Source organism: Streptomyces sp. 15-116A, from assembly GCF_025290915.1.
GTDB lineage: Bacteria > Actinomycetota > Actinomycetes > Streptomycetales > Streptomycetaceae > Streptomyces.
Genome location: NZ_JAOCQE010000013.1, coordinates 38,100 through 61,694 on the forward strand (window position 1 = coordinate 38,100; position 23,595 = coordinate 61,694).

Sequence of the window (23,595 nt, forward strand, 5' to 3'; positions counted from 1 at the left end):
CGACGATGAGCCGGCGTTCCGGGATCCTCGAGTTCGCCGTACTCGGCCTGCTCCGCGAATCTCCGATGCACGGCTATGAGCTGCGCAAGCGGCTCAACACGTCACTGGGCGTCTTCCGGGCGTTCAGCTACGGGACGCTCTACCCCTGCCTCAAGACGCTGGTCGCCAACGGCTGGTTGATCGAGGAACCGGGGAACGTCGGCGAGGCCGCCGCCACCCTCACCGGACGGCGCGCCAAGATCGTCTACCGTTTGACGGCCGAAGGTAAGGAGCACTTCGAACAGCTCCTCTCCCAGACGGGCCCCGACGCGTACGAGGACGAGACCTTCGCCGCGCGGTTCGCCTTCTTCGGGCAGACGTCGCGCGACGTACGCATGCGCGTGCTGGAGGGCCGCCGCAGCCGCCTGGAGGAGCGTCTGGAGAAGATGCGCGCCTCACTGGCGCGCACCCGGGAGCGCCTCGACGACTACACGCTCGAGCTCCAGCGCCACGGAATGGAGTCCGTGGAGCGCGAAGTGCGCTGGCTGAACGAGCTCATCGAGAGTGAGCGAGCCGGGCGGGACCTCCACGGTTCCGCCTCCGGGGGAGCCGCTCGACAGGACAGGACATCTGGAGCGACGGGCGGCCTGCCCCGGACCGGGGACGACCCCGGACCGGATACGCCCGACGACACCGCCACGTGAGTCCCACTTCAGGGCCTCACTCGTACACACAGGGAGCAACCGGAATGGGTTCGGTTCGCGTAGCCATCGTCGGCGTGGGCAACTGCGCGGCATCGCTCGTACAGGGAGTCGAGTACTACAAGGACGCCGACCCGGCGGCCAAGGTGCCGGGCCTGATGCACGTCCAGTTCGGCGACTACCACGTCCGGGACGTCGAGTTCGTCGCCGCCTTCGACGTGGACGCCAAGAAGGTCGGCCTCGACCTCGCGGACGCCATCGGCGCCTCCGAGAACAACACCATCAAGATCTGCGACGTCCCCCGCACCGGTGTGACGGTCCAGCGCGGCCACACCCTCGACGGTCTCGGCAAGTACTACCGGGCCACCATCGAGGAGTCCGCCGAGGAGCCGGTCGACGTCGTGCAGGTCCTCAAGGACCAGCAGGTCGACGTCCTGGTCTGCTACCTGCCCGTCGGCTCCGAGGACGCCGCGAAGTTCTACGCGCAGTGCGCCATCGACGCCAAGGTCGCCTTCGTCAACGCGCTCCCGGTCTTCATCGCCGGCACCAAGGAGTGGGCGGACAAGTTCACCGAGGCCGGTGTGCCGATCGTCGGTGACGACATCAAGTCCCAGGTCGGCGCCACCATCACGCACCGCGTCATGGCGAAGCTGTTCGAGGACCGCGGTGTCATCCTGGACCGCACCATGCAGCTGAACGTCGGCGGCAACATGGACTTCAAGAACATGCTCGAGCGCGAGCGCCTGGAGTCCAAGAAGATCTCCAAGACGCAGGCCGTCACCTCGCAGATCCCCGACCGGGAGCTCGGCGAGAAGAACGTCCACATCGGCCCGTCCGACTACGTCGCCTGGCTGGACGACCGCAAGTGGGCCTACGTCCGCCTCGAGGGCCGCGCCTTCGGTGACGTCCCGCTGAACCTGGAGTACAAGCTCGAGGTCTGGGACTCCCCGAACTCTGCCGGTGTCATCATCGACGCCCTGCGCGCCGCGAAGATCGCCAAGGACCGGGGCATCGGCGGCCCGATCCTGTCGGCGTCCTCGTACTTCATGAAGTCCCCGCCGGTGCAGTACTTCGACGACGTGGCCCGCGAGAACGTCGAGAAGTTCATCAAGGGCGAGGTCGAGCGCTAGGACTCGCTCGCTGCGGGCAGTTGAGGGTCTCCGGGTCGTACGTCCCGGAGACCCTCTTCGTATGTGAGGCTGTGCGCCATGGCCGTCGTCCGTGACCTGCGCGTCCTGTTGCGTTTTCAGGGCTTCAGACGTCTGCTCGCCGTACGGCTGCTGTCCCAGGGCGCCGACGGGGTCTTTCAGGTCGCGCTCGCCGCCTATGTGGTCTTCTCGCCGGAGAAACAGACGTCGGCCGCGGCGATCGCCTCCGCGATGGCCGTCCTGCTGCTCCCCTACTCGCTCGTCGGCCCGTTCGCCGGGGTGTTCCTGGACCGCTGGCGGCGCCGACAGGTCTTCCTCTACGGCAATCTGCTGCGCGCCCTGATGGCCGCGGTGACCGCCGCCCTGATCCTCGGTGACGTCCCGGACTGGCTGCTGTACGTCTGCGCCCTGTGTGTCACTGCCGTCAACCGCTTCGTGCTCGCCGGCCTGTCCGCCGCGCTGCCGCGTGTGGTCGACGCCGAGCGGCTGGTCATCGCCAACTCGCTGTCCCCGACCGCGGGGACGCTCGCGGCGACGGCCGGGGGCGGTCTGGCGTTCCTCGTACGGCTTTTCCTCGCGGACTCGGACGCGGCCGTGGTGCTCGTCGGCGCGGCCCTGTACCTGTGTGCGGCCCTCGCCTCACTGCGCATCGCGAAGGAACTGCTCGGACCGGACCGCGCATTGCTGAACACCCGGCTCGCCACAGCACTGACCGGCACAGCGCGCGACCTGGTGGCAGGCATGCGCCATCTCGCCGCGCCGCGGCGCAGGGAGGCCGCGTGGGCGCTCACGGCGATGTCGCTCATGCGCTTCTGCTACGGGGCCATGCTCGTCATGCTGCTGATGCTGTGCCGGTACGCCCTGACGACGACCACGGACGAGGGACTCGCGCTGCTGGGACTGGCGTTGGGGTTCTCGGGTGCCGGGTTCTTCGCGGCGGCCGTGCTGACGCCGTGGACGGCGGGACGACTGGGGCCGGGCCGCTGGATCGCGGTGTGCGCCGGCGCGGCGGCGCTCCTGGAGCCGGCTCTCGGCCTGCCTTTCGCCACCGTCCCCCTGCTCGTAGGGGCGTTCGTCCTGGGGCTGACCACCCAGGGCGCCAAGATCGCCACGGACACCATCGTCCAGGCCTGCGTCGAGGACGACTTCCGTGGCCGGATCTTCTCCGTCTACGACGTCCTGTTCAACGTGGCGTTCGTGGGCGCGGCCGGGATGGCGGCCCTGATGCTGCCGCCTGACGGCCGCTCGGTTCCGCTGGTCGTAACGATCGCCGTTATCTACGGAGCGGTAGCTGTGGCTATGGCCCGATTTGAACGCCAGTAAGTGTCACATCAATGCCACAGAGCCCTATGGGGCTACTGAGTTGTCAGTGGGGGCCGGTAGCTTACGTGGGTCTTATCAGCGGGTGATTCGAGACAACACCCATGTTTGAGGGGGACCCCCAGTGACAACTCCGCCGCCCCAGGGCAACCCGTTCGCCCAGGGCCAGCAGCCGCAGCCCTACGGCCAGCCGCCCCAGGGCGGTTTCCCCCAGCAGGCCGGCCAGCCCGGCTTCCCCCCGCCGGGAGCACCCGTCCCGCCGCCTGCGGCCAAGCGGTTCAGCAAGAAGGTCCTGCGTATCGTCGGCTTCATCGTCATCGCGGTTCTCATAGCCGTGGGCAAGTGGTGGTGGGGCCAGAGCGACGCCGAGACCGCGTCCGTGGGCAGCTGCATGCACAACGAGGGAACGCAGATCAGTCCGGACCTCAAGACCGTCGACTGCTCTTCGAGCGATGCCCAGTACAAGGTCGTCGAGAAGTTCGACGACACGAGCGACGACTCCAAGTGTGAGGCCGTCAAGGAAGCGACGATCTCGTACTACCAGACCGGCAGCAACAGCCACAAGGTCGTTCTCTGCCTGAAGGAAGTGAAGTAACACCTGCGCTGCAGCGCACAAGGGCGGTGTTTCACGTGAAACACCGCCCTTTCTGCATGCCGCGGGTCATGTTTCACGTGAAACGTGACCCCGTTTTCGTGGCTCAGCCCTGTTGTTCTGTCCACCACTGCTTGAGGGCCGCGACCGCGTCATCGTGTTCCATCGGGCCGTTCTCCAGGCGGAGCTCCAGCATGTGCTTGTACGCCTTGCCGACCGCCGGGCCCGGCTTGATGTCGAGGATCTGCATGATCTCGTTGCCGTCGAGGTCCGGGCGGATGGCGTCCAGTTCCTCCTGCTCCTGGAGTGCGGCGATGCGCTCCTCCAGGCCGTCGTACGCCCGCGACAGCGCTGCCGCCTTGCGCCGGTTGCGTGTGGTGCAGTCCGAGCGGGTCAGCTTGTGGAGGCGGTTGAGCAGGGGGCCCGCATCGCGGACGTAGCGGCGGACGGCGGAGTCCGTCCATTCCCCCGTGCCATAGCCGTGGAAGCGGAGGTGGAGCTCGACCAGGCGGGAGACGTCCTTCACCAGCTCGTTGGAGTACTTCAGCGCTGTCATCCGCTTCTTGGTCATCTTCGCCCCGACCACTTCGTGGTGGTGGAAGGAGACCCTGCCGTCCTTCTCGAAGCGGCGCGTGCGCGGCTTGCCGATGTCGTGCAGCAGCGCCGCGAGGCGGAGGGTGAGGTCCGGGCCCTCGTCCTCCAGCGCCATCGCCTGCTCCAGGACGATCAGCGTGTGCTCGTAGACGTCCTTGTGCCGGTGGTGCTCGTCACTCTCCAGACGCAGCGCCGGCAGCTCGGGCAGCACGTAACTGGCGAGGCCCGTGTCGACGAGGAGCGTCAGGCCCTTGCGGGGGTTCAAGGACAGGATCAGCTTGTTCAGCTCGTCCCGCACCCGCTCCGCGGAGACGATCTCGATACGTCCCGCCATTTCCGTCATGGCGGCGACGACCTCGGGAGCCACGTCGAAGTCGAGCTGCGCCGCGAACCGAGCGGCCCGCATCATCCGCAGCGGGTCGTCCGAGAAGGATGCCTCGGGCGTGCCCGGCGTCCGCAGCAGACGGGTCGCCAGGTCGGCGAGACCCCCGTGCGGATCGATGAAGACCTTCTCAGGGAGCGCGACGGCCATCGCGTTCACCGTGAAGTCACGCCGGACGAGGTCCTCCTCGATCGAGTCGCCGTATGACACCTCCGGCTTGCGCGAGGTCCGGTCGTAGGCCTCCGAGCGGTAGGTGGTCACCTCGACCTGGTAGCCGTCCTTCTGCGCGCCGACCGTGCCGAAGGCGATCCCGACGTCCCACACGGCGTCCGCCCACGGCCGCATGATCTGCAGCACGTCCTGCGGGCGGGCGTCGGTCGTGAAGTCCAGGTCGTTGCCGAGCCGGCCCAGCAGCGCGTCCCGTACCGACCCACCGACCAGAGCGAGCGAGAACCCCGCCTCCTGAAAACGGCGAGCGAGATCGTCGGCGACAGGAGCGACCCGCAGCAGTTCACTCACCGCGCGGTCCTGCACCTGGCTGAGAGGGGCACTGGTTTCTTCCTTGGCGTTCGGCACAACAGAAGAGGGTACGTGGCCCCGGCCGCCCCGAGCTTCCCCATTAAGTTCTCCCTCCCATACGCAGAGGGTCACAGCGGGCCCTACGCAGGGCGACAGGCCGGTCGCCGGGGCGATCTTGCGCAGCGGTCCGCGGCACTTCCTCTCAGCGCGCATCGTTACCATGCGTGGACGCACATTCCGACGACCACTGACGACGACGAGGGACGGGCGAGCGCGTGGCCGAGGCGGCAGACTTCCAGGGGACAAGTCCCTCACCTGCCCGCCGCTGGCTGCGGCGTACCGGAGCCCTGCTCGCCGGAGCGCCGCTCCTGGCCGGGCTCCTCCAGCTCCCCGCCGCGCCCGCGGCCGACGCCGCCGGTCAGGACGCCCCGCAGGCCGCTGCCGGAGCGGGCTCGGTCTCCGTCTCCGTGGATTCGCTCACCCCCAGCGTCCCCTCCGAAGGGGACACCGTGACCGTGTCCGGCACGGTGACCAACAAGGGCAAGCAGGCCGTCACCGACGCGCACGTCGGCCTGAGCGTGGGCCCTCCGCTGACCACCCGCTCGGGGATCGACACGGTCGCCAGGAACAGCGACGACGTCCAGACACCGGTCGGCCAGGAGATCGGCGGCAAGTACACCGAGGAGTTCGCCGAACTCACCCCGGGCGTCTCCCGGCCCTTCAGCATCTCCGTGCCGGTCGACGAACTGGACCTCGGCCAGAACGGGGTCTACCAGCTGAGCGTGGCGCTGGCCGGGCAGACCGCCGCGCAGCAGTGGGAGCACACCCTCGGCGTCCAGCGGACCTTCCTGCCCTGGCAGCCCGACGAGGCCGAGCCTCGGACGAAGACGACGTTCCTGTGGCCGTTGATCTCCGACGTCCATGTGACAGCGGAGACGGGTTCGAACGAGCAGCAGACACCGGTCTTCCGTGACGAGGAACTCGCCAAGGAGATCGCGTCGGGCGGCCGCCTGGACCGGATGGTGTCGCTGGGCAAGGACCTCGACGTCACGTGGGTGATCGATCCGGACCTGCTGGCCTCCGTCGATGCGATGGCACAGGGTTACGAGGTCCGTGGCGAGGGTGACGAGAACGTCCCCGGACGCCACGAGGCGGTCGCCGAGCGGTGGCTCGCCCAGCTGCAGAAGGCGGTGGCGGACAAGGAGATCGTCGCCCTGCCCTTCGGCGACCCCGATCTCGCCTCCCTGGCCCACAACGGCACGGCCGTCGCCGGTTCGCTGAACCATCTGAAGGAAGCGACCGACGCCGCCACGGAGACCGTGGACACGATCCTCCACGTGACGCCGACCACGGACTTCGCCTGGCCGGTGAACGGCGCGGTCGATCCGTCCATCGTCAAGGTCGCCACCTCCGCGGGCGCCGACAAGGTGATCGCCCGCAGCGACACCTTCAACGAGACCAGCGGCCTGTCCTACACACCCTCGGCACCGCGTCCCATCGGTGGCGGCACCACGGCGGTGGTCGCGGACGCTCGGCTCTCCACGGCCTTCCAGGGCGACATGGCCAAGGCCTCCGGGTCCACGCTCGCGACACAGCGGTTCCTGGCCCAGAGCCTGATGCTCGGCCTCCAGACCAACGAGCAGCGCAGCATCGTCGTCGCCCCCCAGCGCACACCGTCGGCGAGCCAGGCGCAGACGATGGCCGACGCGCTGAAGGCCCTCCAGGAGGGCACCTGGTCCGAGTCCCAGGACCTCACGGCGGCCGCCGAGGCCAAGCCGGACCCCGCCGCCAGAACCAGGATCCCCTCGGCCTCCGCGTACCCCTCCGCGCTGCGCAAGCAGGAACTGCCGCGCACGGCGTTCGAGCAGATCGCGAGGACGCAGGACAAGCTCGACAAGTTCAAGGTGATCCTCTCGGAGGCGGACCGGGTCGTGACCCCGTTCGGCCGAGCCCTGAACCGGGCCATGTCCACCTCGTGGCGGGGCCGCGCCGCCGACGCGGCCATCTACCGCAGCGGGGTCGAGACCTACCTCGACGGGCTCATCGACTCGGTGAAGCTGATCGAGAAGTCCGAGACGAAGCTCTCCGGCCGCAGTGCCACCATCCCCGTGACGGTCCAGAACAACCTGGTGCAGGGCGTCGACCACCTGGTACTGCGCCTCTCCTCGACCAATCCGACCCGGCTCGAGATCGACGGCGACGCCTACCAGGAGCAGCCCATCACCGTCTCCGGCGGTCACAGCCAGTCGGTGAAGTTCACCACGTCCGCCAACGCCAACGGCCGGGCCACCGTGGTCGCCCAGCTCTACACCCCGGACGGCCAGAAGTACGGCGAGCCCGTCACCTTCGACGTCAAGGTCACCGAGATCACCGCCACGGTGATGCTGGTCATCGGCGGCGGGGTGCTGCTGCTCGTGCTGGCCGGCTTCCGGATGTACACCCAGCGCAAGCGGGCGGCCGCCCGCGAGGCGGCGGAGGACGACCGCGACACGGGCGAGAAGAGCGACGACCCGCAGGACGGCGCCCCGCAGAACCCGGCGGCCGCCGCGGAACGTCTCACCGAGGAGTCGGGGTCCGGCTCACGGGCAGACGACCCCCAGCAGCCGAGTGACCCGGCACCGGACACCGCACCGGAAAGCGCCGACCCGTCGGGCACGGGTGAGAGAGTGGACCGTTGAGGATGTCGTGGCCGGTGGGCCCGGGACGATGAGGTGGGGTAACCATGAACGCGCCGTACGACGGTGACCGCGGCCATGCCGCGGGCAGCTCGGGTCACCCCGAGTCGGACCACCCCGAGGGTCCGCCGCCCGGGCACGACCAGGTGCCGCCGCCACCCGCCGACCCGTACCTCCAGGACACCTACGACCAGGACCCCTACCGGGCGCAGGACATCTCCGCGCAGGACCCGGTCGCCGAGGCGCTCTACGACCGCGCCGCGCACCCCCCGCCCCCGCCCGGCACGTACCCCCCGCAGCGGCCGCTGTACGGGCAGCCGCCCCAGCCGCCCTACGCCCCCGACCCGCGCGTGTGGGCCCAGACCCCCGCGCCGGAACCCGAGGGCCCGGGCCAGTACCTGCCGTACGGCGACGACCCGCGCACCACGCAGTACGTCGGCGTGGACGAGCTGGTCGGTCATGCCGGTGACCAGCGCCACGAGCCGGACGCCTTCGCGCATCTCTTCCGCGACCAGCAGCAGAGCGGCGTCTTCCCGGACCAGCCCCGCAGTGGCGGGCATCCCGCGCAGCACCCCGTCGGGCAGCAGGGCGGCGGTCATCCTCAGGGCCCCGCTCCGGTGCCAGGCCCGTCCTCCCCGACCCCCGGTCACTACGCGGGAGCCACGCCGCCGCCCGCCGCGGAGGCCCCCGCGCCCGAGCCGGCTCCGGCCCCCGCCGCGAAGAAGACCAGCCGTGCCGGTGGACTGCTGAAGTCGAGCGCGGTGATGGCGGCGGGCACGATGGTGTCCCGGCTCACCGGGTTCATCCGCTCCGCTCTGATCGTCTCGGCGCTGGGCCTCGGCCTTCTCGGTGACTCGTTCCAGGTGGCCTACCAGCTGCCGACCATGATCTACATCCTCACCATCGGCGGCGGCCTCAACTCCGTCTTCGTACCCCAGCTCGTGCGCGCCATGAAGGACGACGAGGACGGCGGCGAGGCCTACGCCAACCGCCTGCTGACCCTGGTCATGGTCGCCCTGGCCGCGCTCACCGCGCTGGCGTGGTTCGCCGCTCCGCTGCTCGTGCGCGCCCTGTCGAACCCGGTCGCCGGCAATCCAGAGGCCAACGAGGTCGCTGTCACCTTCACCCGCTACTTCCTGCCCTCCATCTTCTTCATGGGCATCCACGTGGTGATGGGTCAGATCCTCAACGCCCGGGGCCGTTTCGGCGCGATGATGTGGACCCCGGTCCTGAACAACATCGTCATCATCGTGACCCTGGGCATGTTCATCTGGGTCTACGGCACGGCCGCGGACTCGCAGATGAGTGTCACGAACATCCCGCCGGAGGGCCAGCGCCTGCTCGGCGTCGGTGTCCTGCTCGGCCTCGTGGTCCAAGCCCTGGCGATGATCCCGTACCTGCGTGAGACCGGCTTCCGGATCCGGCTGCGCTTCGACTGGAAGGGCCACGGTCTCGGCAAGGCCGCCATGCTGGCCAAGTGGACCGTGCTGTTCGTCCTCGCCAACCAAGCGGGCGCCCTGGTCGTGACCCAGCTGTCCACCGCCGCGGGTATCGACTCCGGCGTCGACGGCACCGGTTTCGCCGCCTACGCCAACGCCCAGCTGATCTGGGGACTCCCACAGGCCATCATCACCGTCTCCCTGATGGCCGCTCTGCTGCCCCGCATCTCGCGTTCGGCGGCCGAGGACGACGCGGGTGCCGTCCGCGACGACATCTCCCAGGGACTGCGCACCACCGCCGTCGCGATCGTGCCGATCGCCTTCGGCTTCGTCTCGCTCGGCATCCCCATGTGCACACTGATCTTCGGCTCCTCAGGCACGAGCGAAGCGACCAACATGGGCTACATGCTGATGGCCTTCGGCCTCGGACTGATCCCCTACTCGGTGCAGTACGTCGTCCTGCGTGCCTTCTACGCCTACGAGGACACCCGAACCCCCTTCTACAACACGGTCATCGTGGCCGCGGGCAACGCGATCGCCTCGGTGATCTGCTTCCTCGTGCTGCCGGCCCGCTGGGCCGTGGTCGGCATGGCCGCGTCCTACGGCCTGGCCTACGCCATCGGTGTCGGTGTCGCCTGGCGCCGCCTGCGCAAGCGACTGGGCGGGGACCTGGACGGCGCGCGCGTGCTGCGGACCTACGCCCGGCTCTGCATCGCCTCGGTGCCGGCCATGCTGCTCAGCGGCGCGGCCTGTTACGGCATCAGCCAGGTGCTCGGCCAGGGCGTCGCGGGATCGTTCGCCGCGATCCTGGCGGGCGGTGCGGTCCTGCTCGGCGTCTTCTTCGTCGCCGCGCGCCGCATGCGCATCGAGGAGCTCAACTCGCTGGTCGGCATGGTCCGCGGACGCCTGGGACGCTGAGGCAGGGGGTAGACGCACAACCATCGTCAGCCACCGTGTGTCGTGCATAGCGGCGGACTGTGGGCACAATTGATGTCGGCGTCGGACGGTGCGCAACGGACGCCGGCCGACGCGCAACGGATGGGGAGGCAGGGAACGACGGTGGCGGAACGGAGCACAGCTGCCGTCGACGTGGCAGACAACAGCGGCGAGGAGTCGCTGACCGCGCAGGCGGACCAGTCCACGGCCGACGGGGTGGCCAAGAACCGGGAGCAGGACACGGACAGCGACGAGGCACAGGAGAGCACCGGGACCGACGGTTCCGGGAAGACCTCGCCGCCCGAACTGCACAGCGGTCACAAGCTCGCCAGACGCTACCGACTCGAGGAGTGCGTCACCCGTCTGGACGGTTTCAGCAGTTGGCGTGCCGTGGACGAGAAGCTCCGCCGCGCCGTCGGTGTGCACATCCTGCCCGCGGACCACTCCCGCGCCCGCTCCGTTCTGGCCGCGGCCCGCTCCTCGGCCCTGCTGGGCGATCCCCGCTTCGTGCAAGTCCTGGACGCCGTCGAGGAGAACGACGTCGTCTACGTGGTGCACGAATGGCTCCCCGACGCCACCGAACTCACCACGCTCCTGGCCACCGGACCGCTGGAGGTGTACGACGCCTACCAGATGGTCAGTCAGGTGTCCTCCGCCATGGCGGCCGCCCACCGCGAGGGCCTCGCCCATCTGCGGCTGAACCCCAACGCCGTCCTGCGCACCTCGACCGGCCAGTGGCGCATCCGCGGCCTCGCCGTGAACGCGGCGCTGCGCGGCATCAGCTCCGACACCCCGCAGCGCACCGACACCGAGTCCATCGGCGCCCTGCTGTATGCGGCGCTCACCCAGCGCTGGCCCTACGAGAGCGACGCCTACGGTCTGTCGGGGCTGCCGAAGGACATCGGTCTGATCCCGCCCGACCAGGTGCGCGCCGGTGTCCACCGCGGCCTGTCCGAGCTCGCCATGCGCGCGCTCGCCAACGACGGTGCCACCGCCTCCCGGCACGAGTCGCCCTGCACGACTCCGGAGGAGCTGGTGAAGGCGATCGGCGAGATGCCCCGCATCCGCCCGCCGGAGCCCGCGTTCACCTCCCCGCCCGACTACCAGCGCACGACGTACCAGCAGGGCTCCTACGGCCGTCCCGCGACCCGCCCCGGAGCCACCCAGCCGGTGCCCGCGCCGCCGCCCCCGCTCCAGAGCCGCACCGGCAAGGCGCTGAAGTGGGCCGTCTCGGCGCTGCTGATCGCCGCGCTCGGACTGGGCAGCTGGCAGCTCGCGGACGCCCTGATGGAGCAGGGCGGCAAGGCGGACGACACGAACAACACCCGCCCGACGGACGGCGACGACAAGGGCGACAGCCGCAACAAGCCCGCCAAGCCGCTCGCCATCCAGGGCGCCCAGGAGTACGTCGCCAAGGGCGGCGCGCAGGCGCCCGAGGACGTGGCCAACACCTACGACGGCGACCCCGCGAGCTACTGGCGCACCAAGAGCTTCCTGGACGGGCCGGACATGAACCCGGCCTTCAAGCCCGGAGTGGGCATCATCTACGACCTCGGGTCCGAGCAGACGGTGAAGGCGTCGTCGATAGGGCTGCGCTACACCGGCGACCACACGACGATCACGCTGTACGCGACGGACTCCACCAGTTCGTCGACCCCGGTCAGCTCCATGCGGAAACTCGGTACCGTGACGACGACCGGGGACAGCGCCACGGTCAAGGTCGGCAAGCCGGTGAAGACCCGCTACGTACTGGTCTGGATCACCGCCATGCCGTCGGCGCCGGGGGACGCCTACAGTGACGCCGGGTACAAGCAGGCCATCACCGACCTGAAGTTCACCGGCTGAGATCTCACCGAGGGGGAGGGGGTCCGATGGCAGAAGGCACCGCGCACCGCGACGCGAGCGATCAGGACCTCCTGGCCCGTCACGTCGAGGGCGACCCCGACGCCTTCAGTGAGCTGGTGCGCCGCCACCGCGACCGGCTGTGGGCCGTGGCCCTGCGGACGCTGGGGGACAGGGAGGAGGCCGCCGACGCCGTCCAGGACGCCCTGGTCTCCGCCTACCGGGCCGCCCACACCTTCCGCGGCCAGTCGGCCGTCACGACCTGGCTGCACCGGATCACCGTGAACGCCTGCCTGGACCGGGCCCGCAAGGCCGCCTCCAGGAAGACCGCCCCGGTCGACGACACGGAGCGCCTGGAGCAGCTGCTGGAGCCGCACGAGTCCGCGGCGGCGCCCGCCGAGCGCAATGATCTGCACCGCCAGCTGATCGAAGCCATGGGCACCCTCCCTGCCGATCAGCGCGCCGCCCTCGTGCTGGTGGACATGCAGGGCTACCCGGTCGCCGAGGCCGCCCGGATCCTCGATGTGCCCACCGGCACGGTGAAGAGCCGCTGCGCCCGGGGCAGAGCCAGACTCCTGCCGCTCCTCACCCATCTGCGCCCGGACGGCAGCGGCGAAGGCAGGAAACAGGGTGAGGCACGGAACCAGAGGCCGGGGACAACCGTCCCACCCGCAGCGGGCCCGCGTGGCGCGGATCCGCCGGACCCAGGACCGAGTGACCCAGCTGCTGTGAAGGGCGGAGGTGGGCGAGCGTGACGTCGACGACGGACAGGGCGGAGCACCCGGACGTCGCGGAGATCTCCGACCTCACCGAAGGGCTCCTGCCGCCGGAGCGGACCGCTGACGTACGCCGCCATCTGGACACGTGCGAGCTCTGCGCCGACGTCCGTGCCTCCCTGGAGGAGATCCGGGGCCTGCTCGGCACGATGCCGGGCCCGCCCCGTATGCCTGACGAGATCGCCGGCCGCATCGACGCCGCCCTCGCCGCGGAGGCGCTGCTCGACGCCAGGGCGCCTGAGACGCAGTCCGAGGAATCGCCGGAGCCGGCCGTCGCCGCCCGATCGGCGAGCACCGACGACAGCCCGGCGCCTGTTTCACGTGAAACGGAGCGTGTTTCACGTGAAACATCGCTCCCGATGGACCGGCCGACCGGGCGGGCGCGCGCCGCGACCACCGGCCCGGGCCGCAAGGGTCGCCTTCGGGGCCGGCGCCGCGTCGCCGTCCTGGGGACCGTGTTCACCGTCGCCGCCCTGGGGCTCGGATCCATGGTGCTGTCGTCCATGAACGGCGGCAGCGGCCCGGAGAAGGGACCGGAGATCACGGCGGCGGACACCTTCTCCGAAGGAAAGCTGGAGAAGCAGGTCTCCGACCTCCTCGCGCAGAGCCAGGGCAAGAGCGGGGGTTCCCGCACCCCCTTCGGTCTGGAGTCTGAGGCCGGTGCCGCCAGCCCCAGGGTGCTCAAGGAGCCGACGGTCCCCCCGTGCGTCCGCGAGGGCATCGGCCGCAACGACGCCGCGCTTGCCACGGAGGAGGGCATCTACCAGGGCAAGGAGGCACTGCTCGTGGTGCTCTCCGACCCCTCCGACGACACCCGGGTCACCGCTTATGTCGTCGAGGCGACCTGCGTCGGCAATCCCTCGTCCGCCGACAAGGCGAAGGTCCTGCTTAAGCACTCCTACACGCGATCCTGACGCGCGGCGCTTGGATGCCGCCCACGCGGTAATCCGTACGGTGTGTGCCCCCTTCGTGCCCGTCACAGGGCCGTCTCCGTGTGCCCGGACACAGTGGGAATGCGAGCCCCTTAGGATCCGTTGGGTGGGGTGAGAGTCGAGAACAGAAGCTCCCCCGGTCGACATGACGCAGACCAGAGACGAGGAATCAAGCCGTGAGCGACGTCCGTAACGTGATCATCATCGGCTCGGGGCCCGCCGGCTACACGGCGGCGCTCTACACCGCCCGCGCGTCGCTGAAGCCTCTGGTGTTCGAGGGCGCCGTCACCGCCGGCGGTGCGCTGATGAACACCACCGAGGTCGAGAACTTCCCCGGCTTCCAGGACGGCATCATGGGTCCGGAGCTCATGGACAACATGCGCGCCCAGGCCGAGCGCTTCGGTGCGGAGCTCGTCCCGGACGATGTCGTCGCCGTCGACCTGGCCGGTGAGATCAAGACCGTCACGGACACCGCGGGCACGGTCCACAAGGCGAAGGCCGTCATCGTCGCCACCGGCTCGCAGCACCGCAAGCTCGGCCTGCCGAACGAGGACGCGCTGTCCGGCCGCGGTGTCTCCTGGTGCGCCACCTGTGACGGCTTCTTCTTCAAGGACCAGGACATCGCCGTGATCGGCGGCGGTGACACCGCGATGGAGGAGGCCACCTTCCTCTCGCGCTTCGCCAAGTCGGTGACGATCGTCCACCGCCGGGACACCCTGCGCGCCTCCAAGGCGATGCAGGAGCGCGCCTTCGCCGACCCGAAGATCTCGTTCGTCTGGGACAGCGAGGTCGCCGAGGTACAGGGAGACCAGAAGCTCTCGGGGCTGAAGCTGCGCAACGTGAAGACCGGCGAGCTCTCCGACCTGGCGGTGACCGGCCTGTTCATCGCGATCGGCCACGACCCGCGCACCGAGCTCTTCAAGGGCCAGCTGGAACTGGACGAGGAGGGCTACCTGAAGGTCGACGCGCCGTCGACCCGTACGAACGTCACCGGGGTCTTCGGTGCCGGTGACGTGGTCGACCACACCTACCGTCAGGCCATCACCGCGGCCGGTACGGGCTGTGCCGCCGCTCTCGACGCCGAGCGCTTCCTCGCCGCCCTCGCGGACGAGGACAAGGCCGAGCCCGAGAAGACCACCGTCTGACCCCCACCCGCCCCACGCACCACACAGTTAAGGAGCCCGCCGTGGCCGGCACCCTGAAGAACGTGACCGACGACTCCTTCGAGCAGGACGTCCTCAAGAGCGACAAGCCCGTCCTGGTGGACTTCTGGGCCGCCTGGTGCGGTCCCTGCCGCCAGATCGCCCCCTCCCTCGAGGCGATCGCCTCCGAGTACGGGGACAAGATCGAGGTCGTCAAGCTGAACATCGACGAGAACCCGGGTACGGCCGCCAAGTACGGCGTCATGTCCATCCCGACCCTGAACGTCTACCAGGGCGGCGAGGTCGCCAAGACCATCGTGGGCGCGAAGCCGAAGGCCGCGATCGTGCGTGACCTGGAGGAGTTCATCGCGGAGTGACGGCCGCCCGCCTTCCACGGCGGCGCTGTTTCACGTGAAACACGAATGGGCCGGCCCATAGGGGTCGGCCCATTCGCATGATGTCCCTCAGAGAGGCCGCAGCGCCGGCTCCTTCTGCACGGCTCCGAGCAACCGGTCCAGCGCCATCTCCACGTCTTCTTTCCAGGAGAGGGTCGTCCTCAGCTCCAGCCTCAGCCGCGGGTACGTCGGATGCTGGCGGACCGTCTTGAATCCCACGGCCAGCAGATGATCGGCAGGCAGGACACAGGCGGGCTCCTTCCAGCGTGCGTCCCCGAAGGCCTCGATCGCCTTGAACCCGCGGCGCAGCAGATCTTTCGCCACCGTCTGCACCATCACCCGGCCCAGCCCCTGCCCCTGGTAGCCGGGAACGAGGAACGCCGTCATCAGTTGCACCGCGTCGGGTGACACCGGGCTCGTCGGAAAGGCCGTGGACCGCGGGACATACGCGGGGGGCGCGTAGAGCACGAAGCCCACGGGGACGTCATCGACGTAGACCACCCTCCCGCAGGAACCCCAGTCCAGCAGGACGGCGGAGATCCAGGACTCCTTCTCGAGCGTGGAGGTTCCCGCCTTTACCGCTGCCTCACCGCTGACGGGGTCGAGCTCCCAGAAAACGCACGAGCGGCAGCGCTGGGGGAGGTCCTGAAGGTTGTCCAGCGTGAGCGGTACGAGCCGACGCCCCATGAAGGCTGTTCCTCGCTTCCTTCGCCCGCTGCCTCGCGGGCGGCTGTCAGAGCACTCCGTTCCCTGAGCAGGCTGCCGATGAACCCGCCGACGGCGGCCACCCCCAGCCCCGCGCTCACCAGTCCGCTGCGGCTCGTCATTCGCATGGCCCCTGCCTTGCCTTCCGAAGTAATGCCCGGAGGATGCGCCATATCCGAACGCATCGTATCCATGAAGCGATTCCCTCGATACCGCCACAAAGCAAAGGGTGGACTGTGTCCGGAACACACCGGATGCAGTCCACCCTCAACGGCTCAGCCGGACCGGCCGTGAGCTCAGGAATCGGCTTCCTCGGAGTCGTCGTCCGCAAGGCTCTTCTGCAGGACCGGACCCTCACCGGGGGCCAGGGTGCCCAGGATGCGCTCAAGGTCCTCCATGGAGGCGAACTCGACGGTGATCTTGCCCTTCTTCTGCCCCAGGTCGACCTTGACCCGCGTCTCGAAGCGGTCCGAGAGACGCGTGGCGAGATCGGTCAGCGCCGGAGAGACCCTGCCACCGGCTCGCGGCCCCTTGGAACGCTGGGCCTTCTGCGGCCGCGAACCCATCAGAGTCACGATCTCCTCGACAGCCCGCACCGAGAGCCCCTCGGCCACGATCCGATGAGCCAGCCGGTCCTGCTCCTCCGAGTCCTCGACGGACAGCAACGCACGGGCGTGACCGGCGGACAGCACCCCGGCGGCGACCCGGCGTTGGACAGCCGGCGAGAGCTTCAGCAGCCGCAGGGTGTTGGAGACCTGCGGACGGGAACGGCCGATGCGGTCCGCCAGCTGGTCGTGCGTGCAGTTGAAGTCCTTCAGCAACTGGTCGTAGGCGGCGGCCTCTTCCAGCGGGTTCAGCTGGGCGCGGTGCAGGTTCTCCAGCAGTGCGTCCAGGAGGAGCTTCTCGTCCTCCGTGGCCCGCACGATCGCCGGGATGGCCTCAAGACCCGCCTCGCGGCAGGCCCGCCAGCGGCGCTCACCCATGATCAGCTCGTAGCGCCCGGGACCCGTCTGCCGTACGACGACCGGCTGGAGCAGACCCACCTCCTTGATGGAGGTGATCAGCTCGGACAGCGCGTCCTCGTCGAAGATCTCACGCGGCTGCCGGGGGTTCGGCGTGATGGCGTCGAGGGGAATCTCGGCGAAGTGGGCGCCGATGGGCGGCGGGGGCACGGCCCCCTGTGCCGGCGGCTCCTCTGTTTCACGTGAAACAGAGGGCAGCGTGGCCACCTTCGCAGCGGCCACACCGCGTTCGTTCGGCAGGACCGGAACCGCGGTGGGAGACGTGGAAGCGGCGCCTCCCATCGCGGCCGGTGGAACCGTCTTCTCCGTCGGGGCAGCAGGGATCAGTGCGCCGAGGCCACGGCCCAACCCCCTCCGTCGCTCGCTCACTGGATGCCCTCCACCATGCTCGGATCGTTCTGCTGCTGTGCGCCGATGTGCGCCTGGGAGGCGTCATAGCTGACGCCGACGCCCTTCAACGCGATCTCTCGTGCCGCCTCAAGATAGGAGAGGGCACCGCTCGATCCAGGATCGTAAGTCAGTACCGTCTGCCCATAGCTCGGCGCCTCCGAGATACGGACCGAGCGGGGAATGCTCGTCCGCAGTACCTCGTCACCGAAGTGGTTGCGCACCTCGTCCGCGACCTGGGACGCGAGGCGCGTCCGGCCGTCATACATGGTGAGCAGGATCGTCGAGACATGCAGCGAGGGATTGAGGTGCCCTCGCACCAGGTCGACGTTGCGCAGCAGCTGCCCCAGTCCCTCCAGTGCGTAGTACTCGCACTGGATCGGGATCAGCACCTCCTGGCCGGCCACCAACGCGTTGACCGTCAGCAGACCGAGGGAGGGCGGGCAGTCGATGAGGATGTAGTCCAGCGGCTGCTCGTAGGCCTGGATGGCCCGCTGCAGCCGGCTCTCCCGGGCCACCAGCGACACCAGCTCGATCTCCGCACCGGCGAGATCGATCGTGGCGGGGGCGCAGAAGAGGCCCTCGACATCGGGGACCGGCTGGACGACGTCCGACAGCGGCTTGCTCTCGACCAGCACGTCGTAGATGGACGGAACTTCGGCGTGGTGGTCGATTCCCAGGGCGGTGGAGGCATTGCCCTGCGGGTCGAGGTCGATCACGAGGACCCGGCCGCCGTGCAGAGCGAGCGAAGCGGCAAGGTTGACCGTGGTGGTCGTCTTGCCTACGCCGCCCTTCTGATTGGCGACCACGATGACACGCGTCTGCTCGGGCCGTGGCAGGCCCTCACCGGCGCGGCCCAGAGCCTCCACCGCCAGTTGGGCAGCACGACCGATGGGAGTGTCGTCCATCGGAGGCGGTGTTTCACGTGAAACATCCGCCCCCATCGACTCGGTACGGGGACCGGGGACCGGATCGGTCATCGGTCCCGCGATGTTGGCGTCGGACCGCAAGGATTCACTCTCCTCGACTTCAGGCTCGCAATGAACAGAGCCTCCCATGCCTTCGGGGTCGTGAACCAGTGAGGCCTGACGTTCTGTGGAGAAATCCACCTCTGTGGACAACTCCGTGCCCCCCGCGGAAGACGGGGAGACGTCTTCCGCGGGGGGCAGGGACGGAGCTTCGTCGGGAACAGGGCCCTCTCTCAGGGAACCGAGAGGCTTCCGGTCGCGAGGTTCGGCCGCAGCGCGGCCGCGACTGATGATGCCGTGCAGGAGTGAGCGACGTTTCACGTGAAACACGATGCACAGCAGCCGAGGCCACACTGTCGCGACACTCCGGCATGGACAGGTTCGGCAGCTTGTGTGGAGTACGTCCGGCTCTCACGACACCACCACCCGCTACGCCCTCAGAGACCCCACCGCCCACTATCCGCGTCGCCGACGCGCCCGTCCCGTACGAGCGGCCTTCGCCCGCTTCGCCGCGAAGCGCACACCGCCGGGGCTCTCGCCGACCTCGACCCGCACCACCGTGGACAGGGGATCCACCACACCCTCGCCGACATGGACGATCGACGTGGCCACGGCGCCGAGCTTGCTGAGGGCCGTGGCGGCGCTCTTCAGCTCCTCCTCGGCAGTGTCCCCCTTGAGCGCGAGCATCTCCCCGTAGGGCCGCAGCAGGGGGATACCCCAGGTGGCGAGGCGGTCGAGCGGTGCCACGGCTCGAGCGGTCACCACATGGACCGGGGGCAGCTTCCCCATGACCTCCTCGGCGCGGCCCCGCACGACCGTCACATGATCCAGCCCCAGCAGCTCCACGACCTCGGTCAGGAAGGTGGTCCGGCGCAGCAGCGGCTCAAGCAGCGTGATCTTGAGGTCTTCACGGACCAGCGCCAGGGGGATGCCCGGCAGACCGGCGCCCGAGCCGACGTCGCACACGGTCACCCCCTCCGGCACGACCTCCGAGAGCACCGCGCAGTTCAGCAGATGCCGCTCCCACAGGCGCGGCACCTCCCGCGGGCCGATGAGACCACGCTGCACGCCCGCCTCCGCGAGCAGCTCCGCGTAGCGGACCGCGTCCGCGAAGCGATCACCGAAGACCTCGCGGGCCTGCTCCGGCGCGGGGGGAAGCTCCGCTGCCTCCGTCACGGGGGACCGTCCTTCCGCATTCGTGCCGGCGCGCCGACACCAGAACCACAGAACTATCAGGCTGACAAAGTTCGGCCCCGTCTGCGCAACAGACGGGGCCGGTGGAACGTAACGCCGATCAGGCGGGAAGCACGACGACGAAGCGCTGCGGCTCCTCGCCCTCGGACTCGCTGCGCAGCCCCGCGGCCTTGACCGCGTCGTGCACGACCTTGCGCTCGAAGGGCGTCATCGGCTTGAGCTTGACGGCCTCGCCGCTGCTCCTGGCCTCGGCGGCGGCCTTCGCACCCAGCTCGGACAGTTCGGTCCGCTTCTTCGCGCGGTACCCGGCGATGTCGAGCATCAGCCGGCTGCGGTCGCCGGTCTCCCGGTGCACGGCCAGGCGCGTGAGCTCCTGGAGCGCTTCCAGCACCTCGCCGTCACGACCGACCAGCTTCTGCAGGTCACGGCTGCCCGTGTCGCTGATGATCGAGACGGAGGCGCGGTCGGCCTCGACGTCCATGTCGATGTCGCCGTCGAGGTCGGCGATGTCGAGCAGACCCTCCAGGTAGTCCGCCGCGATCTCGCCCTCCTGCTCCAGGCGGGTCAGGGTGTCTGCACCCTCGGCAGCGGCGGAGGTGGTGCCTTCCGTCACGGGATGGACTCCTTCTTACTTCTTGGACGGGGACTTGGGCCGCTGCGGACCCTTGCGCTGTCCGGACTGGGCCTTGCTGCGGGCACCGCTGCCGGGCTTGGCGGGGTTCTTCTTGGCCCCGCCCGCGGCCTTGGCGTCATCCTGCGGCTGATCGGTCTTGGTCAGCGACGTGGGCTCGCCCGCCGCCTTGGCCGGGGCGGCCTGGCGCTTGGACTTGGGCTGGCGCTTGGGCTGCTGACGCTTGGGGGCCCCGGTGGTGGTGGGCGTACCGTCCTCGGCCTGAGCGGCGGCCGTGGCCTCGCTCTTGATCACCGTTCCGTCGGACTGGGCCGCCAGCCCCGCCTTGTTCAGACCGTTGATGAACTTGCGCTCGTACTCGTTGCGGTCCCGGCCCTTGACGACGATGGCCTTGACGATGGCGCGCTCGCGGCGGTTACGGGTCTTGCCGTGCTTGGTGACGTGCTTGGAGAGGCGCTCGAGGTAGGCGGCCTGGGCCTTGGAACCCGGCGTCGGGTTGTTGTGGATCACGTACATCTGCTGGCCCATGGTCCACACGTTGGTGGTCAGCCAGTAGACGAGGACACCGACCGGGAAGTTGATGCCGAAGACGGCGAAGATGATGGGGAAGACGTACATCAGCATCTTCTGCTGCTGCATGAACGGCGTCTTCACCGTGGTGTCGACGTTCTTCGTCATCAGCTGGCGCTGCGTGTAGAACTGCGACAGCGACATCAGGATGATCATGATTGCCGTGACGACACGGACGTCGGTCAGGGAGGCCTGGAGGGCCTGCACCTTGTCCTCGCTGTCCGTGAACTTCGCCGCGAGCGGGGCGCCGAAGATGTGGGCCTTCTGCGCGCTGGCGAGCAGCCGCTCGTTGATCACGCCGACGGTGTCGTTCGACGCGATGCTGTTGAGCACGTGGTACAGGGCGAAGAAGAACGGGGACTGCGCCAGGATGGGAAGGCACGAGGAGAGCGGGTTGGTGCCCGTCTCCTTGTACAGCTTCATCATCTCTTCGGACTGACGCTGCTTGTCGTTCTTGTAGCGCTCCTGGATCTTCTTCATCTCCGGCTGGAGCGTCTGCATGGCCCGCGTCGCCTTGATCTGCTTCACGAAGAGCGGGATCAGGCAGATACGGATCACGATCACCAGGGACACGATGGACAGGCCCCAGGCCCACCCCGTGTCCGGGCCGAAGATGGCGCCGTACACGCTGTGGAACTGGACGATGACCCAGGAGACGGGTGTCGTGATGAAACTGAAGAGGCTGGCAATCGTGTCCACTAATCATGCTCCTTGGGCATGGGACGAGGTCTCGGCGGCCGGGCTCGAAGGACTCGTCGGACTTGTGGGTGAAGTCTGTCCCTCGGTGGCCGGGTCGGCGGCGGAGGGCCCGCCCTGGCGTGCACGCCAGGCGTTCCGCAGCATCTCGTGCCACCGCGGACGCTTGCGCGGCGGGACATGGTCCACACCGCCCAGCGACCACGGATTGCAGCGCAGGATGCGCCAGGCCGTGAGTGCTGTGCCCTTGACGGCACCGTGCCGGTCGATGGCCGTGTAGCCGTAGTGGGAACACGACGGGTAGTACTTGCACACCGGCCCCAGCAGCGGACTGATCGTCCACTGGTAGAGCTTGATCAGAGCCAGCAGCGGGTACTTCATCTCGCGCCCCCTCCCAGGAGCCGCTGGAGAGCGGCGTCCAGGTCTCGGGCCAGTTGTGCATGGTCCGCGTCACCCGCTCCGGGCAGCGCTCGTACGACTACCAGGCTACCGGGGGGCAACTGGGCGACTCGGTCCCGCATCAGATGGCGAAGCCTGCGCTTCACCTTGTTGCGGACGACCGCTCCGCCCACGGCCTTGCTCACGACGAAACCCGCACGCGTCGGGGGAGCGCTCTCCCCAGGCGCATGCGGGTCCGTGGCACCGCTACGAAGGTGCACGACGAGGTGCTGGCGTCCGGCCCGGCGCCCTCGTCGTACCGCAGTCGCGAAGTCCTCGCGCCGCCTCAGCCGGTTCTCGGTGGGCAGCACGACGGCATGACCTGACCGGTATCAGGCGGACAGACGGGCGCGACCCTTGCTGCGGCGGGACGCGAGAATCGCGCGGCCGGCACGGGTACGCATCCGCAGCCGGAAGCCGTGGGTCTTCGCGCGACGACGGTTGTTCGGCTGGAAGGTGCGCTTGCTCACTCGGGGGCTCCAGAAAGAATCGGTGTTTGCGGGGTGCCGTCCTGGCTGTCACCGTGCGCCCACGAGTAGCTCGCGTTACGCCCCAGTGCACCGCTGACCGATCACCTTGAGCGATCTGTGCCCATCGGAGGCAGGCGGCAGCAGCCATCGACAACTCGACCTGGTTACGGTACGCGGGGCTGCGCCATTCGGTCAAACCAGCGGCCACCGGGAGACACTTGTCCACAGCCTGGGGACAACAACTTGAACCGCACCGGCCGCGCTGACTACCGTGACTGGACTCCGATTCGTTCCCTTGTCACTCGACCATCCCCTTTACATCCCGACCCGTCCCCGAATCACACGTTCGAGGGACCTGTGAGAGAGCGTGCCCTGTGGCTGACGTACCTGCCGATCTTGCCGCAGTGTGGCCACGCGTACTGGAGCAGCTCCTCGGTGAGGGCCGCGGCCAGGGGGTCGAGGGGAAGGACGAGCACTGGATCCGGCGCTGCCAGCCGCTCGCGCTGGTCGCCGACACGGCGCTGCTCGCCGTGCCGAACGAGTTCGCCAAGGGCGTGCTCGAGGGGCGGCTCGCCCCGGTCGTCAGCGAGAGCCTGAGCCGTGAGTGCGGCCGCCCCATCCGGATCGCGATCACCGTCGACGACTCCGCCGGCGAGCCCCCGGCCCCGCCGGCCCCGCAGACGCACCGCCCCCAGCCGCGCTACGAGGAGCCCGAGCTCCCCACCGGTCGCCCGGAACAGCAGGACCGCCCCGACCGCCAGGAGCGCGAGCCCTACGAGGGGGGCTACGGCGGCTACGAGCCCTACGGCCGCCGCCGCGGCGACCAGCACCCCGGGCCGTCCGGCGACGACCTCCCCACCGCCCGCCCCGCCTACCCCTCGGAGTACCAGCGCCCCGAGCCCGGCGCCTGGCCCAGGCCGCCGCAGGACGAGTACAGCTGGCAGCAGCAGCGGCTCGGCTTCCCCGACCGCGACCCGTACGCCTCACCGGCACCGGACACCTACGGCGGCTCCCCCTCACCCGGCCAGGACTACCGCCCGCAGCCGGTGGAGCGCCCCTCCTACGAACCGCAGCGCTCCGACTACGACGGCGCGCGCGGTGACTACGACCGCGGCGAGTACGACCGCGGCGGCGACTACGAC

The 23,595-nt window shown here is 69.2% G+C and carries 21 protein-coding genes and 1 pseudogene; 12 read left to right on the forward strand and 10 right to left on the reverse strand.

Annotated features, from left to right (window positions below; all coding sequences use genetic code 11):
• Nucleotides 1-5: 5 nt before the first annotated feature.
• The 4 genes from N4P33_RS04630 to N4P33_RS04645 all read left to right on the forward strand — a co-directional run bounded on the left by N4P33_RS04630 (nucleotide 6) and on the right by N4P33_RS04645 (nucleotide 3,743).
• Complete coding sequence (locus N4P33_RS04630; protein WP_260824916.1) at nucleotides 6-683, forward strand: PadR family transcriptional regulator; 678 nt, start codon at nucleotides 6-8, stop codon at nucleotides 681-683.
• 44 nt (nucleotides 684-727) lie between these two features.
• A complete protein-coding gene (locus tag N4P33_RS04635) occupies nucleotides 728-1,810 on the forward strand; it encodes an inositol-3-phosphate synthase (protein ID WP_260824917.1) in 1,083 nt (360 codons plus the stop codon).
• Nucleotides 1,811-1,888: 78 nt separating this feature from the next.
• Nucleotides 1,889-3,151 carry an MFS transporter gene (locus N4P33_RS04640; RefSeq protein ID WP_260824918.1) on the forward strand — a complete coding sequence of 421 codons (1,263 nt, stop codon included), beginning with the start codon at nucleotides 1,889-1,891 and terminating at the stop codon, nucleotides 3,149-3,151.
• A gap of 121 nt (nucleotides 3,152-3,272) precedes the next feature.
• Nucleotides 3,273-3,743, forward strand: a complete 471-nt coding sequence (locus N4P33_RS04645; RefSeq protein ID WP_260824919.1) for a hypothetical protein — start codon at nucleotides 3,273-3,275, stop codon at nucleotides 3,741-3,743.
• Nucleotides 3,744-3,846: 103 nt separating this feature from the next.
• On the opposite strand, the gene N4P33_RS04650 is transcribed toward N4P33_RS04645, so the two are convergent.
• The gene (locus N4P33_RS04650; protein WP_260824920.1) at nucleotides 3,847-5,292 is read right to left on the reverse strand and encodes a CCA tRNA nucleotidyltransferase; all 1,446 of its coding nucleotides are present in this window, start codon (nucleotides 5,290-5,292) and stop codon (nucleotides 3,847-3,849) included.
• Between the two features lie 218 nt (nucleotides 5,293-5,510).
• On the opposite strand from N4P33_RS04650, the gene N4P33_RS04655 reads away from it, so the two are divergent.
• From N4P33_RS04655 to trxA, 7 genes are all read left to right on the forward strand, one after another.
• Nucleotides 5,511-7,913, forward strand: a complete 2,403-nt coding sequence (locus N4P33_RS04655; RefSeq protein ID WP_260824921.1) for a DUF6049 family protein — start codon at nucleotides 5,511-5,513, stop codon at nucleotides 7,911-7,913.
• A gap of 44 nt (nucleotides 7,914-7,957) precedes the next feature.
• Complete coding sequence (gene murJ / locus N4P33_RS04660) at nucleotides 7,958-10,267, forward strand: murein biosynthesis integral membrane protein MurJ (protein ID WP_260824922.1); 2,310 nt, start codon at nucleotides 7,958-7,960, stop codon at nucleotides 10,265-10,267.
• Nucleotides 10,268-10,408: 141 nt separating this feature from the next.
• Nucleotides 10,409-12,130, forward strand: a complete 1,722-nt coding sequence (locus tag N4P33_RS04665) for a protein kinase family protein (RefSeq protein WP_260824923.1) — start codon at nucleotides 10,409-10,411, stop codon at nucleotides 12,128-12,130.
• Between the two features lie 26 nt (nucleotides 12,131-12,156).
• Nucleotides 12,157-12,882 carry an RNA polymerase sigma factor SigM gene (sigM, locus tag N4P33_RS04670; protein ID WP_260824925.1) on the forward strand — a complete coding sequence of 242 codons (726 nt, stop codon included), beginning with the start codon at nucleotides 12,157-12,159 and terminating at the stop codon, nucleotides 12,880-12,882.
• Nucleotides 12,879-13,817 (forward strand): anti-sigma factor, encoded by a 939-nt coding sequence (locus N4P33_RS04675; protein ID WP_260824926.1) that lies wholly within the window; start codon nucleotides 12,879-12,881, stop codon nucleotides 13,815-13,817. The genes sigM and N4P33_RS04675 overlap by 4 nt, the downstream gene beginning before the upstream one ends.
• A gap of 194 nt (nucleotides 13,818-14,011) precedes the next feature.
• Nucleotides 14,012-14,980: a thioredoxin-disulfide reductase gene (gene trxB, locus N4P33_RS04680; protein WP_260824928.1), complete on the forward strand. Its 969-nt coding sequence runs from the start codon at nucleotides 14,012-14,014 to the stop codon at nucleotides 14,978-14,980.
• Nucleotides 14,981-15,021: 41 nt separating this feature from the next.
• Nucleotides 15,022-15,354 carry a thioredoxin gene (gene trxA / locus N4P33_RS04685; protein ID WP_010032728.1) on the forward strand — a complete coding sequence of 111 codons (333 nt, stop codon included), beginning with the start codon at nucleotides 15,022-15,024 and terminating at the stop codon, nucleotides 15,352-15,354.
• Nucleotides 15,355-15,441: 87 nt separating this feature from the next.
• Here trxA and N4P33_RS04690 read toward each other — a convergent pair whose 3' ends face one another.
• The 9 genes from N4P33_RS04690 to rpmH form a co-directional block, all read right to left on the reverse strand.
• The gene (locus tag N4P33_RS04690; RefSeq protein WP_260824929.1) at nucleotides 15,442-16,059 is read right to left on the reverse strand and encodes a GNAT family N-acetyltransferase; all 618 of its coding nucleotides are present in this window, start codon (nucleotides 16,057-16,059) and stop codon (nucleotides 15,442-15,444) included.
• 314 nt (nucleotides 16,060-16,373) lie between these two features.
• A complete protein-coding gene (locus N4P33_RS04695; protein WP_260824930.1) occupies nucleotides 16,374-17,468 on the reverse strand; it encodes a ParB/RepB/Spo0J family partition protein in 1,095 nt (364 codons plus the stop codon).
• Nucleotides 17,465-18,544 carry a ParA family protein gene (locus N4P33_RS04700; RefSeq protein WP_313904441.1) on the reverse strand — a complete coding sequence of 360 codons (1,080 nt, stop codon included), beginning with the start codon at nucleotides 18,542-18,544 and terminating at the stop codon, nucleotides 17,465-17,467. Before N4P33_RS04700 ends, N4P33_RS04695 begins: the two co-directional genes overlap by 4 nt.
• 366 nt (nucleotides 18,545-18,910) lie before the next feature.
• A complete protein-coding gene (gene rsmG / locus N4P33_RS04705) occupies nucleotides 18,911-19,630 on the reverse strand; it encodes a 16S rRNA (guanine(527)-N(7))-methyltransferase RsmG (protein ID WP_260824931.1) in 720 nt (239 codons plus the stop codon).
• 118 nt (nucleotides 19,631-19,748) lie between these two features.
• Nucleotides 19,749-20,261, reverse strand: coding sequence for a R3H domain-containing nucleic acid-binding protein (locus tag N4P33_RS04710; protein ID WP_260824932.1), 513 nt, complete (start codon nucleotides 20,259-20,261; stop codon nucleotides 19,749-19,751).
• 15 nt (nucleotides 20,262-20,276) lie between these two features.
• On the reverse strand, nucleotides 20,277-21,548 hold the full coding sequence (gene yidC, locus N4P33_RS04715) for a membrane protein insertase YidC (protein WP_260824933.1): 1,272 nt from the start codon (nucleotides 21,546-21,548) through the stop codon (nucleotides 20,277-20,279).
• 3 nt (nucleotides 21,549-21,551) lie between these two features.
• Nucleotides 21,552-21,926 (reverse strand): membrane protein insertion efficiency factor YidD, encoded by a 375-nt coding sequence (yidD, locus tag N4P33_RS04720; protein WP_260824934.1) that lies wholly within the window; start codon nucleotides 21,924-21,926, stop codon nucleotides 21,552-21,554.
• On the reverse strand, nucleotides 21,923-22,294 hold the full coding sequence (gene rnpA / locus N4P33_RS04725; RefSeq protein WP_260824935.1) for a ribonuclease P protein component: 372 nt from the start codon (nucleotides 22,292-22,294) through the stop codon (nucleotides 21,923-21,925). The genes yidD and rnpA overlap by 4 nt, the downstream gene beginning before the upstream one ends.
• Before the next feature lie 21 nt (nucleotides 22,295-22,315).
• The gene (gene rpmH, locus N4P33_RS04730; protein WP_003956500.1) at nucleotides 22,316-22,453 is read right to left on the reverse strand and encodes a 50S ribosomal protein L34; all 138 of its coding nucleotides are present in this window, start codon (nucleotides 22,451-22,453) and stop codon (nucleotides 22,316-22,318) included.
• 374 nt (nucleotides 22,454-22,827) lie between these two features.
• Here rpmH and dnaA point away from each other — a divergent pair.
• Nucleotides 22,828-23,595: pseudogene (gene dnaA, locus N4P33_RS04735) on the forward strand (chromosomal replication initiator protein DnaA); the annotation flags it as partial.

What these genes read in the sequence shown, in the direction of transcription:
- N4P33_RS04690 (WP_260824929.1), bottom strand. Translation starts at nt 16,059, where the DNA reads ATGGGGCGTCGGCTCGTACCGCTCACGCTGGACAACCTTCAGGACCTC.
- N4P33_RS04630 (WP_260824916.1), top strand. Translation starts at nt 6, where the DNA reads ATGAGCCGGCGTTCCGGGATCCTCGAGTTCGCCGTACTCGGCCTGCTC.
- sigM (WP_260824925.1), top strand. Translation starts at nt 12,157, where the DNA reads ATGGCAGAAGGCACCGCGCACCGCGACGCGAGCGATCAGGACCTCCTG.
- yidD (WP_260824934.1), bottom strand. Translation starts at nt 21,926, where the DNA reads ATGAAGTACCCGCTGCTGGCTCTGATCAAGCTCTACCAGTGGACGATC.
- murJ (WP_260824922.1), top strand. Translation starts at nt 7,958, where the DNA reads ATGAACGCGCCGTACGACGGTGACCGCGGCCATGCCGCGGGCAGCTCG.
- N4P33_RS04640 (WP_260824918.1), top strand. Translation starts at nt 1,889, where the DNA reads ATGGCCGTCGTCCGTGACCTGCGCGTCCTGTTGCGTTTTCAGGGCTTC.
- N4P33_RS04700 (WP_313904441.1), bottom strand. Translation starts at nt 18,544, where the DNA reads ATGGGAGGCTCTGTTCATTGCGAGCCTGAAGTCGAGGAGAGTGAATCC.
- N4P33_RS04635 (WP_260824917.1), top strand. Translation starts at nt 728, where the DNA reads ATGGGTTCGGTTCGCGTAGCCATCGTCGGCGTGGGCAACTGCGCGGCA.